Origin of the sequence: Paenibacillus sp. FSL R5-0914, assembly GCF_038004525.1 — a bacterium.
Taxonomy (GTDB): Bacteria; Bacillota; Bacilli; order Paenibacillales; family Paenibacillaceae; genus Paenibacillus_AQ.
Map to the genome: position 1 here is coordinate 3,499,751 of NZ_JBBORH010000001.1, position 12,361 is coordinate 3,512,111.

11 protein-coding genes are annotated in these 12,361 nt (G+C 43.6%); 10 read left to right on the forward strand and 1 reads right to left on the reverse strand.

Annotated elements, in window-relative coordinates:
- Nucleotides 1-101: 101 nt before the first annotated feature.
- The 3 genes from MKX60_RS15510 (at nt 102) to MKX60_RS15520 (ending at nt 2,951) form a co-directional block, all read left to right on the forward strand.
- On the forward strand, nt 102-515 hold the full coding sequence (locus MKX60_RS15510; RefSeq protein WP_139328534.1) for a hypothetical protein: 414 nt from the start codon (nt 102-104) through the stop codon (nt 513-515).
- 38 nt (nt 516-553) lie between these two features.
- On the forward strand, nt 554-1,063 hold the full coding sequence (locus MKX60_RS15515; protein WP_341060236.1) for a phosphoesterase: 510 nt from the start codon (nt 554-556) through the stop codon (nt 1,061-1,063).
- Nucleotides 1,064-1,253: 190 nt separating this feature from the next.
- Entirely contained in the window at nt 1,254-2,951 is a 1,698-nt protein-coding gene (locus MKX60_RS15520) for a YifB family Mg chelatase-like AAA ATPase (RefSeq protein WP_341060237.1), read from the forward strand.
- A 313-nt stretch (nt 2,952-3,264) separates the two neighbouring features.
- Here MKX60_RS15520 and MKX60_RS15525 read toward each other — a convergent pair whose 3' ends face one another.
- Nucleotides 3,265-3,693: an organic hydroperoxide resistance protein gene (locus tag MKX60_RS15525; protein ID WP_042189459.1), complete on the reverse strand. Its 429-nt coding sequence runs from the start codon at nt 3,691-3,693 to the stop codon at nt 3,265-3,267.
- 142 nt (nt 3,694-3,835) lie between these two features.
- Here MKX60_RS15525 and MKX60_RS15530 point away from each other — a divergent pair, with 142 nt between their 5' ends.
- The 7 genes from MKX60_RS15530 (at nt 3,836) to hslV (ending at nt 12,358) form a co-directional block, all read left to right on the forward strand.
- On the forward strand, nt 3,836-4,324 hold the full coding sequence (locus MKX60_RS15530; RefSeq protein ID WP_269321761.1) for a MarR family winged helix-turn-helix transcriptional regulator: 489 nt from the start codon (nt 3,836-3,838) through the stop codon (nt 4,322-4,324).
- Nucleotides 4,325-4,675: 351 nt separating this feature from the next.
- Nucleotides 4,676-5,836: an ADP-forming succinate--CoA ligase subunit beta gene (gene sucC, locus MKX60_RS15535; protein WP_042128955.1), complete on the forward strand. Its 1,161-nt coding sequence runs from the start codon at nt 4,676-4,678 to the stop codon at nt 5,834-5,836.
- A 62-nt stretch (nt 5,837-5,898) separates the two neighbouring features.
- Complete coding sequence (gene sucD / locus MKX60_RS15540; RefSeq protein ID WP_042128953.1) at nt 5,899-6,828, forward strand: succinate--CoA ligase subunit alpha; 930 nt, start codon at nt 5,899-5,901, stop codon at nt 6,826-6,828.
- 221 nt (nt 6,829-7,049) lie between these two features.
- The gene (gene dprA / locus MKX60_RS15545; RefSeq protein ID WP_341060238.1) at nt 7,050-8,168 is read left to right on the forward strand and encodes a DNA-processing protein DprA; all 1,119 of its coding nucleotides are present in this window, start codon (nt 7,050-7,052) and stop codon (nt 8,166-8,168) included.
- Nucleotides 8,169-8,204: 36 nt separating this feature from the next.
- Nucleotides 8,205-10,304, forward strand: coding sequence for a type I DNA topoisomerase (gene topA, locus MKX60_RS15550; RefSeq protein WP_042189457.1), 2,100 nt, complete (start codon nt 8,205-8,207; stop codon nt 10,302-10,304).
- Nucleotides 10,304-11,686 carry an FADH(2)-oxidizing methylenetetrahydrofolate--tRNA-(uracil(54)-C(5))-methyltransferase TrmFO gene (gene trmFO, locus MKX60_RS15555; protein WP_143764098.1) on the forward strand — a complete coding sequence of 461 codons (1,383 nt, stop codon included), beginning with the start codon at nt 10,304-10,306 and terminating at the stop codon, nt 11,684-11,686. Before topA ends, trmFO begins: the two co-directional genes overlap by 1 nt.
- A gap of 129 nt (nt 11,687-11,815) precedes the next feature.
- A complete protein-coding gene (gene hslV / locus MKX60_RS15560) occupies nt 11,816-12,358 on the forward strand; it encodes an ATP-dependent protease subunit HslV (RefSeq protein ID WP_042189455.1) in 543 nt (180 codons plus the stop codon).
- The last annotated feature ends 3 nt before the right edge of the window (nt 12,359-12,361 follow it).

Here is a 12,361-nt window from a genome sequence, read left to right on the forward strand (position 1 = left end):
AAAAGTCTTTACAATAGCCTCCGCACAGTGGGTCATTTCTCAAAAGAAATGGGTAAACATTAGAGTAACTTTTTAATGTCATCATGAGGAGGGCTGTTTAAGTGAAGAATAAACCTTTTGAAATGCAGGTTAGTTTTGCTTGCCAATATTGCCAGCAGAAGATTGAAGTGAAATTTACCGCAGAGCCAGTATCCGTTGTCTGTTGTGCAAATTGCAATAAGAACTTCACGGTTATGCGGCCCACTATAGCTGAGGAAATATTAATCGATTGGAAAAATGAGGCGCTATTTCAAAAAATCCGTGCTGATAAATCACAAAACAGCAATAGCAGTCTCTTAGCGCTTGTTATAAAAGTCATAGAGCTTCTTACATGGCGTGATAAAGGAAATGGACAGGTGGAAGCGATTAAAGAGATGCGTGGCTGGCTCATTGAGAATGAAGAGACACCCCCTCTAGCTGAACTGATCCAGAGCGATAATAAAAAACGATCACATAAGCGGCGTGACTGGAGATAATCATACAAACTATGATCAAAAAAGAAAGAAGGGTGAACATGGCTAACGTTTTTTTTACATCCGACCATCATTTTGGACATAAGTTGATTATTGATTTTGAATCCAGACCCTTTATAGATGTGGGGCAAATGAATGAAGCCATGATTGAGAGTTGGAATTCGGTAGTAAATCCGGATGATAAAGTGTTTCATTTGGGAGACTTTTCGTTTCTTAATAAGGAAGCGACACATGCTATTGTGGAGAGGTTACAGGGCTATAAGATTCTAATTCTCGGCAATCATGATCGGGGACGCGGTCGGGATTGGTGGCTTGAAGCAGGCTTTGACGAGGTTAGTGAATATCCGCTGATTTATAAGGATTTCTTTTTTCTCTCTCATGAGCCTATGTATATGAATAAACATATGCCTTACGTAAATGTGCATGGTCATATTCACGGACAAAAATATGAAGGAAAGAATTATTTTAACATTTGTGTAGAGCATTGGAACTATAAACCGTTGACTTTTGAACAGATTAGGGACTCTGTCATAGTTAGTGAAGAAGGTTAATGTGGGTCTATGGAATTATTTATGCGTATTTATGCAATTTGATGTTTATTAATAATTCTTGATTACGCAAAGATTCCCTATATATAATGAGATATAAAAGCAAATTTATTACCGGAAAATAAGGAAGCACCTTTTTTCTTGAAGATGTGACACCCAAACAGGGGTGTATTTCAGGAGATGAGGTGTTTTTATGTATGGAAAAATGCATAGTGCATGTCTGTATGGAATTGAAGGGGTAATGATAGGTGTAGAAATTGATCTTGCGAATGGATTGCCACAGACGAATATCATTGGTCTGCCTGATTCTGCGATTCGTGAGGCAGTAGAACGAGTAAGAGCCGCTATTAAGAACTGTGGTTATCGTTATCCCCAGCAGCGCATTACGATAAATCTAGCACCAGCCGACTTACGAAAAGAAGGCTCTGCTTTTGATCTTGCGATTGCCCTGGGGATACTGATAACTAGTGGTCAACTGATAATGCCCTCAGCCAATGAGGTGCTTTTTATTGGAGAGCTTGCGCTTGACGGTAGTCTGCGTCCAGTATCAGGTGTTCTACCAATGGTGGAAGCAGCGCGCAAAAATGGATTTAAGGCTGTACTGCTTCCTGAAGGGAATGCTGCTGAGGCAGCTTTGATCAGTGGTATAAATATATATGCAATCGACCATTTGTGCGCATTACCGAACCCGGAAGAAACACTGTCCAATTCAGCAAAAGGTGAAGACGAACAGAACCGAAGGAGTGGGGGAGTTTCCGAAGATATGCCTTCTTTATCATCTCTTCCTTTTCCTGTAACTGTGACCAAGGGGATAGATGCTAATGACCGACCTCCGGTTCTTGTCCTTTCTTTGGAACATCTTAAATATACCCCAGTTTACGGTACTTCTGAGGACTCCTCATATGGAATGAACGAGATGATGGATGATTACAGTGATGTGCTAGGGCAACAACATGTAAAAAGAGCCCTAACCATTGCGGCAGCGGGTATGCATAATATATTGCTCATCGGTCCACCCGGTACAGGTAAGACGATGCTGATTAAACGCCTTCCAAGCATCCTTCCGATATTGTCTGAGAGTGAGGCACTAGAGGTAACCAAAATATTTAGCGCAGCAGGAACTTTAAAAGATGCCCACAACGGCTTACTGCGTAGTCGTCCTTTTCGCTCTCCGCATCATACCATATCGGCCGCAGGCCTTATTGGGGGTGGAGGCATTCCAAAGCCGGGAGAAGTTAGTCTTGCGCATCGAGGGATTCTCTTTTTAGATGAGTTGCCCGAATTCTCTCGGAATGTACTTGAAGTGTTACGCCAGCCGCTCGAAGACGGGGTTGTTACCATAAGTCGTGCTCGAGCTTCTTTTACCTATCCTGCAAAATTCATGCTGGCCGCATCGATGAATCCCTGTAGCTGCGGTTATTTTGGGAGTAATCTTTCTCAACAACATTGTACATGCAGCCCCGCTAGGATTGCTCAATATCGCGCAAAGATATCAGGACCCTTATTGGATCGTATTGATTTACAGGTGGATGTTCCTCGCCCGAAGGAATGGGATCGTCAAGGGCATGTTCTATCTTCGGCTGAGATGTATGCAGAGGTGATGGCGGCACAGACGATACAAGCTAAACGGTTTAAGCGTTTGCCTATTTCTTGGAATAGTGAACTTTCCGGCGCTTCCCTTCGGAGATATGCAAGTCTTAGCCGTGAAGGTGCCCAATTGCTGTATGACATTCTGGAGAATTTAGGTTTAAGCATGCGAGCGCATGATCGAATTATTAAGCTATCCCGTACAATAGCTGATCTGGAAGGCGCACCGGATATTACTTCCGCGCATCTTGCGGAGGCTGTGCAGTACCGTAATTTAGACCGGCAGGCGATGACAGAAGAATAAACTAAATAGAGCAGCGATTCCCGTTATTGGCGAATTGCTGCTCTGTTTTTGGGTTATTGATTTCACTCCGCAAAATTGTTAACGTCTCTGGAACCTTATGGACCCGAAAGACATGATATGGGCATTCTTAGCTTTTGGAGCGTGCTTTCGGACTCCAGAGACACTATTTTTTTAAAAACGGCCCAAATATAGTCTTTTCTTATAAATAGCTGCGATGGCGCCCATTAAAAATCCGAAAGTGGACAAGTATTGAATTTAAAATCATCTGTATCCGTTAGGGCTTCGTTTGAGAAAATAATTCTCTATAGTTCCTTTACAGTACATTCAATTCTACAGCGATATTGCCGCGGGTTGCGCGGGAGTATGGACAAGCGCCATGAGCAGCCTCTACTAAAGAGGTTGCGGTTTCTCTGTCAACGCCTTTAACTAGCACATCAAGTTTAACTGCTATGCCAAAACCTCCATCTTCAACTTTACCAAAGCTGACTGTGGCCGTTACTTCGCTACCTTCAATTTTCACTTTTCCGAGTCGGGCAACCATGTTCAGTGCACTATCGAAACAAGCGGAATAACCAGCTGCAAATAATTGCTCAGGATTTGTACCTTCGCCACCGGCACCTCCCATTTCGCGTGGTGTGCTGATTGTAAGATTGAGCTTAGGGCTTTCTGATTCGATAAAACCGTTTCTTCCTCCTACGGCTTTAACAGTGGTTTCATACATTTTTTGCTGGATCGTCATCATTGTGTATCTCTCCAATTCCTAATTAGTTTGTGTAAAATCTAATTTATCACAATTAACTATAATGTCAAATTATTTTTTCCTATTAACATGATGTTATGAGTGAATTATGATAAAATAAGGGTATAAGGCAGGTGATTAAGATATGAAAATGAATGAAGAAGATATGCAAAAGATGACGACTACACCTGAGCTGTTAATTGAGAATCAACTCTGTTTTACGATTTATGCTTGCTCTCGTGAGATCACAAAGCTGTATCAACCTTATTTGGATAAGATCGGTTTAACATACTCGCAATATCTGGTAATGCTTGTGTTATGGGAACGGCAGCAATGTACGGTTAAAGAAATTGGTGAGGCGCTATTTTTGGATTCGGGTACGCTGACACCTCTTTTAAAACGCCTACAAGCTGCAGGGTTGATCGTGCGTGAACGTTCGACACAAGATGAGCGAAAAGTTCTGATTTCACTAACGGAACAGGGCTGGGCACTTCAAAGCAACGCGGCTTGTATTCCCGGGAAAATGATGGAAGAAACGACTATGTCCGGCGATGAGACTGTAGAGCTGCTTGAGCAGTTCAAAAGCTTGTTAAATCGTGTTCATGAGGCGAACACTCAAGATAGTAAAAAGTAAGTATAATCAGGAGTCTGTGCGATCGTTCGCATTCCGGCATGAAATCAAGCGAAAAAATGTGTACAAATCATGAATATATTTAAGGAAAGCGTTTTAAAAACATGTTACACTATTCTGGGTTCCTTTATATGGCATATAGGTAAGTATAAGCTTAGTCTTATAGATTTACTCAATGTCTCTCACAGAAATAAGGCCATTCTTTTACGAGTGGTAGAGCAGTTTCTGTTGGTTCCGGAATAGTGCTGCATGTTTAGCATCAGCCTATCCCTAACCCCGCGGCAATCAAAACGGAAGGCGAGATGACAACAGGCTGCCTGTTAAGTCACCACGCTACTTTAGGAGGCTACCGCTATGAATATCCACGAGTATCAGGGAAAAGAAGTGCTTAAGAAGTACGGTGTGGCCGTACCGAATGGAAAAGTAGCTTATACAGTGGAGGAAGCGGTAGAAGCCGCAGAGTCACTGAGTACACCGGTTGTTGTAGTTAAAGCTCAGATTCATGCAGGTGGACGAGGTAAAGCTGGAGGTGTAAAGGTTGCTAAGAATATCGATGAAGTGCGTACTTACGCAACCGAAATTCTCGGTAAGACTTTAGTTACTCACCAGACTGGTCCGGAGGGTAAGGTAGTAAAACGGCTGCTCATTGAAGAGGGCTGTCAAATTGTTAAAGAGTATTACATCGGTATCGTTGTTGATAGAGGAACTGGCCGAGTGGTTATGATGGCATCTGAAGAAGGTGGCACAGAGATTGAAGAGGTTGCAGCTACACATCCGGAGAAGATTTTCAAAGAAATCATTGATCCGGCAGTAGGTTTGCAGACTTTCCAAGCTCGTAAATTAGCTTACAGCATCTCTATTCCTAATGAACTGGTAGGCAAGACTGTTAAATTCATGCAAGCGCTATATCTAGCTTTTGTGGATAAAGATTGCTCTATTGCCGAAATTAACCCATTGGTAGTTACTGCGGATGGGAATGTGATGGCTCTAGATGCTAAATTGAATTTTGACCCCAATGCCTTGTTCCGCCACAAAGATATTCAAGAGCTTCGGGATCTAGATGAAGAAGATTTGAAAGAAATCGAAGCCTCTAAGTATGACCTGAGCTATATTGCACTTGATGGCAATATTGGTTGTATGGTGAACGGTGCAGGCCTAGCGATGGCAACGATGGATATAATTAAATATTACGGAGGCGAACCCGCCAACTTCCTTGATGTAGGGGGCGGTGCAACTACCGAGAAAGTTACAGAAGCCTTTAAAATCATTCTATCTGATGAAAAGGTAAATGGAATTTTCGTTAATATTTTCGGCGGTATTATGCGCTGTGACGTTATTGCTAACGGTGTTGTGGAAGCGGCAAGTCAATTGGGATTGACTAAACCGCTTGTTGTTCGTCTTGAAGGAACAAATGTTGGATTGGGTAAGCAAATCTTGGCAGGATCGGGACTTAACATTGTAGCTGCTGATTCTATGGCGGACGGTGCCCGTAAGATTGTATCTCTTGTGCAATAATGGCTCGGAAGTTGAAGCCAGTTATCGTATTTGACAATATAAGTAGGGATGTGACTTAAGGCATGAGCATTCTTGTAGATAAAAATACGAAAGTTATCACGCAAGGTATTACGGGAGCAACGGGCTTGTTCCATACTAAGGGTGCGCTTGATTATGGAACTCAGATGGTTGGAGGAGTAACGCCGGGTAAAGGTGGAACGACAGTTAATATCACCCTTGAAAATGGCAGTGAAGTTAGTCTTCCGGTATTTGATACAGTCGCAGCTGCTAAGGCAGCTACTGGTGCAACTGCTAGTGTGATTTATGTACCGCCAGCCTTCGCAGCAGACTCCATCATGGAGGCTGTAGATGCAGAGTTGGATTTGGTTATCTGTATTACCGAAGGTATTCCTGTGCTTGATATGGTAAAAGTCTCACGTTATATGGAAGGTCGTTCTACAGTGTTGATCGGCCCAAACTGTCCGGGTGTTATCACTCCTGGAGAGTGTAAGATTGGAATCATGCCTGGCTATATTCATATGCCTGGTTATGTAGGAGTGGTCTCGCGTAGCGGAACGCTAACCTATGAGGCGGTTCATCAGCTGACCACGCGTGGAATTGGGCAATCTTCGGCTGTAGGTATTGGCGGAGACCCGGTTAAAGGCTCTGAGTTTATTGATATTTTGAAGCTGTTTAATGAAGATCCGGGTACGAAGGCAGTTATTATGATCGGAGAGATCGGTGGAACTGCAGAGGAAGAAGCAGCAGAGTGGATTCGTGAACACATGACCAAGCCAGTTGTAGGCTTCATTGGAGGAGCAACTGCACCTCCAGGCAAGCGTATGGGGCATGCTGGTGCTATCATTTCTGGAGGGAAAGGTACAGCTAGCGAAAAAATTGCCGTACTGGAAGCTTGCGGAATCAAGGTAGCCCCTACACCTGCTGAAATGGGTTCGACACTCGTAAGTGTGCTTGAAGAGCGCGGTATTCTCAATGCTTTTACATCGCACTAATTAGTGTAGTTAAGACAGAGAAATCAATCCACGTAGTGAGGTTATTTCGTGTATAATTAATTAAAGAGGTAAGCAACCTTTTGTTCCTATTTAGGGATGAAAGGTTGCTTTTTTTATTTTAAATAGAAATTTATTGAATTTAAAGAAATGCTTGCGTTTTCATGATGTGTAACACAAAATAGGGAAGGCTAGGCCTTCCATGTTAAGGGGCGAAAAATGATATGGAAGAACGGGAACTACTATTCGGCTTTAATGAAGTAGAAGGAATTGGCTGGAAAACTATCGACAAAATTCGCAGAGCTGGGCTTTTGTCAGAAAAAGCATTTTCTTGTAGCTCAGAAGACTGGGAAAAGGTTGGATTGAGCGAGAAAGTGTCGATTCAACTAGCTTCAATATATACGTTGGAGTGGATAGCAAACCGCCGCTTACTAATGGAAGAAAGTGCTGTAAACATGGTTACGATTTTTGATGCAGACTATCCCCATTTATTGAAGGAGACGGCTCAGCCACCATGGATTCTTTATTATCGTGGGCGTTTGAATCTGTTATCGACACCCAGTGTAGCGATGGTCGGTACTCGTGTGCCAACAGCTTATGGACGGAAGGTAGGGGAGATCCTCACGAAAGAGCTTAGTGAAGCAGGTCTAACAGTGGTTAGCGGATTAGCTAGGGGGATTGATAGCGTTTGTCATGAAGCTGCGCTAAGAAGCGGTGGAGGCACAATAGCGGTAGTGGCTACAGGACTTGATCGGGTCTACCCGCCTGAGAATAAGGAGCTTGAACGATTGATTTCCCTTGATGGGTTAGTGCTAACAGAGTATCCCCTTGGAACCAAAAGTCATCCAGGGTTATTTCCGCAGCGCAATCGAATTATTGCAGGCCTCACATACGGGACAGTGGTCGTAGAGGCGGATAGTAGAAGTGGATCACTTATTACAGCAGATGCTGCCTTGGAGGCAGGACGGGATGTTTTTGCTGTCCCTGGACCTATTACGTCTCCAAAAAGTAGAGGTGCTCTTGATCTGATTAAACAGGGGGCAAAGCTGGTAACCGGTGCACTAGATATTTTAGAAGAATACACTTCTTTTCTCCCGGCAAACCTCTCAAAAACAGGTGAAAGCGGTCCCTCTAAACAGGTAGCTGACGATTTGTTAATTGAAAAGAAATTGACAAATGAGGAGTTACACCTATACCATATACTGCATCAAGGCCCCTTTATTTTGGACGATCTGCTTGTGAGGACAGGATGGGATTTTGGACATTTGCATTCAGTTCTGTTATCTTTAATCATAAAAAAAGCGGTAGCACAATTACCAGGAGCTATTTATAAGGTAATTTAATATAGAGGTACGAGTGTTAACGAGGAGGAAGAGTCTATGGCAGATGCATTGGTTATTGTCGAATCGCCCGCGAAAGCGAAGACAATTGGCAAATATCTAGGTAGTAAGTATATTGTAAAGGCATCTATGGGACACATCAGAGATCTACCGAAGAGTCAAATTGGTGTTGAGGTGGAGAATGATTTCAATCCCAAATATATTACGATTCGTGGTAAAGGTTCTATATTGAAGGAATTGAAAGATGCTAGTAAAAAAGTGAAAAAAGTCTATCTCGCAGCTGACCCCGATCGCGAAGGAGAAGCGATTGCTTGGCACTTGGCACATGCCCTGGATTTAGATAATACACAGGAATGCCGAGTTGTATTTAATGAGATCACCAAACAAGCGGTGAAGGATGCTTTTAAGACGCCACGCAAGATTAACATGGATCTTGTGAATGCACAGCAGGCAAGACGTATACTGGATCGGCTAGTAGGTTACAAGATTAGCCCTCTATTATGGAAGAAAGTCAAAAAAGGGTTATCTGCTGGACGTGTTCAATCTGTAGCTGTAAAGATCATAATGGATCGTGAGAATGAAATCTCCGCTTTTGTACCTACTGAATATTGGAGTATTACAGCTAAACTTGGGATTCGAGATTCTGTCTTTGAAGCTAAGTTTCATAAGCTGAATGGTGTGAAGAAGGAACTTAATCAGGAAAGCGATGTTCAAGAGGTCCTTGAGGCAATCAAGAACGCAGCTTTTAAGGTAAGTAATGTGAAGGAGAAGGAAAGACAACGGCATCCTTCGGCTCCTTTTACAACAAGTTCCCTTCAACAGGAAGCAGCTCGTAAGCTTGGATTCCGTGCAGCTAAGACAATGTCTGTTGCCCAGCAATTATACGAAGGTGTGGAACTAGGCAAAGAGGGAACCGTAGGTTTGATCACCTATATGCGTACGGACTCGACACGTTTATCTGTCACTGCACAGGATGAAGCTAAAGAGCTGATTACTGCTAAGTATGGTGAAAAGTTCTTACCTGAAGCCCCTCGCCAGTATTCAAAGAAAGCGGCTGGAGCGCAAGAAGCGCATGAAGCGATCCGACCAACTTCAGCACTTCGTGAACCGGAAATGGTCAAAGAGTTCTTAAGCCGGGATCAATTCCGTCTTTACAAGCTGGTGTGGGAGCGGTTCGTATCCAGTCAAATGGCGTCTGCTCTTCTTGATACACTCTCGGTTGATATAGAAGCAGGTACAGCCACATTCAGAGCGGTGGGTTCGAAGGTTTCATTCCCAGGGTTCATGAAGGTTTACGTGGAAGGTAACGATGATGGAACTACAGATGAAGATAAGTATTTACCGCCTCTTGAAGCGGGAGATGCTTTAAATAAGCAAGAGATCGAGCCGAAGCAGCATTTTACACAGCCACCACCGCGATATACAGAAGCAAGGCTTGTAAAGACACTTGAGGAATTAGGGATAGGACGCCCAAGTACGTATGCACCAACGCTTGAAACGATTCAGAAGCGTGGTTATGTAGCGATTGAAGAGAAAAAATTCATGCCTACAGAGCTTGGAGAACTTGTCATCGAGCAGATGGAACAATTTTTCCCGGAAATATTGAACGTAGAGTTTACGGCTAATATGGAAGGCGATCTTGACCATGTGGAAGAAGGCTCAGAAGATTGGGTGAAGGTTCTTGCTGAATTTTACGAGTCTTTCGAGAAGCGCTTAGTGTTTGCCGAAGAAGAAATGAAAGAAATTGAGATTGAAGATGAAGTCTCTGATGAGATCTGCGAGAAATGTGGTAAACCACTTGTATATAAATTAGGACGCTTTGGGAAGTTCCTAGCATGTTCTGGCTTTCCAGATTGCCGAAATACGAAGCCGATTATCAAAGATATTGGTGTAACTTGCCCTAAATGTAATGAAGGAAAAGTTGTAGAGCGTCGTAGCAAAAAAGGGCGTGTCTTCTATGGCTGCGATCAATATCCTGGGTGTGATTTCGTCTCTTGGGATAGACCATCCACTAAACCATGTCCATCTTGCGGGGCTTGGATGATTGAGAAACGCAATAAGCAAGGCACCAAACTGCAATGTACGTCTTGTGACCATACAGAGGCAGTTTTAGACAACGAAGAAGAGTTAGCAGAATAATAGTCTCTACAGGAGGAAATAAGACAGTGACAGATACAGCAAAGGTAACAGTAATTGGAGCAGGTCTCGCAGGAAGTGAAGCGGCCTGGCAAATAGCCTCTCAAGGCGTACCGGTAAGATTGTATGAAATGAGACCAGTGGTGAAGACGCCAGCACACCACACCAATCAATTCGCAGAACTAGTATGCAGCAACTCCTTGCGTGCAAATGGTTTAGGCAATGCGGTGGGTGTATTAAAGGAAGAAATGCGACGTTTAAACTCTCTTGTATTAGGTGCGGCTGATCGCCACGCTGTACCTGCTGGCGGTGCACTTGCCGTGGATCGGGATGGTTTCTCGGGAGAAATTACGAGTACATTGCATAATCATCCGCTCGTTGAAGTCATAAATGAAGAACTTACGCATATACCGGAGGAAGGGATTGTTGTTATTGCAACGGGTCCACTAACTTCCCCTGCATTATCTGCTGAAATTAAGGGTCTATTAGGTGAAGAGTATTTCTATTTTTATGATGCTGCAGCACCAATTGTTGAGAAAGACAGTATTGATATGAATAAAGTGTATCTGGCTTCCCGTTATGACAAAGGGGAAGCAGCATATCTGAACTGTCCTATGACTGAAGAGGAGTTTGACGTGTTTTATGATGCGTTGATTTCTGCAGAGACGGCGGCACTCAAGGATTTTGAGAAAGAGATATACTTTGAGGGCTGTATGCCTATCGAAATCATGATGAAGCGCGGTAAGCAAACTGCATTGTTTGGTCCAATGAAGCCTGTTGGGCTTATCAATCCGCACACAGGTAAGCTACCTTACGCGGTAGTACAGCTTCGTCAGGATAACGCTGCTGGAACGCTTTACAATCTGGTGGGCTTTCAAACGCACTTGAAATGGGGCGAACAGAAGCGGGTATTCTCGCTGATTCCAGGTCTTGAGAACGCTGAATACGTTCGGTATGGTGTAATGCACAGAAATACCTTTATTAATTCTCCTAAACTCTTGCATCCTACTTATCAAATGAAGGGTAAAGAAAGGCTGTACTTTGCTGGACAGATGACTGGCGTGGAAGGTTATGTGGAATCAGCAGCTTCAGGTCTGATTGCTGGCATTAACGCTGCTAGAGCCGCACTTGGTCAAGAAGGACTGATCTTCCCACAAGACACGGTGCTTGGTAGTATGCCTGCCTATATCACTTCTGCTGATCCGGAGCATTTTCAGCCTATGAATGCCAATTTTGGTCTTCTGCCGAAGGTGGAGAAGAAAATTCGTAATAAGAAAGAAAAGAATGAGATGTTAGCGCATCGTGCACTAGACAGTCTTGCCGAGTACGCCAATGGTACGGGCCTTGCCTATAAAGAGCCGGAGGCTATCGACAACCAAGAATAAGCGCCTTGGGCGTCCTTATAAGGATGATAAGCGTTAGCGTTTAAGCGAGAAATATAAGGATAATGTATAACGTGAAACGTATACTTCTTATTTTTGAACAAAGCCCATCTTAAGGAGGTAACTACAATCATGGTACCCAGCTTTCATGCGACTACAATTTGTGCTGTAAGACATAACGGACAGGCAGCTATAGCAGGTGATGGTCAGGTTACATTCGGAGAGAGTGTAATTATGAAGACGACGGCCAGAAAAGTTCGTCGCTTATACAGAGGACAAGTAATAGCAGGGTTTGCAGGATCTGTGGCCGATGCTATCACTTTGTTCGAAAAATTCGAAGGCAAGTTGGAGGAGCATCATGGAAACCTGCAACGGGCAGCCGTAGAATTGGCGAAAGACTGGCGTCAAGATCGTATTCTTCGAAAACTTGAGGCATTGATGATTGTTATGGACAAGGAAGGAATGCTCTTGATCTCCGGAAATGGTGAAATTATCGAGCCAGATGATGATGTGCTCGCTATTGGTTCCGGTGGTAACTTTGCACTTGCTTCCGGTCGCGCGCTCAAACGTCATGCTCCAAATCTTGCTGCTGCGGATATCGCTCGTGAAGCTCTTCAGATTGCATCAGAAATATGTGTGTATACTAACTCCAATATTATTGTTGAGCAATTATAGGCT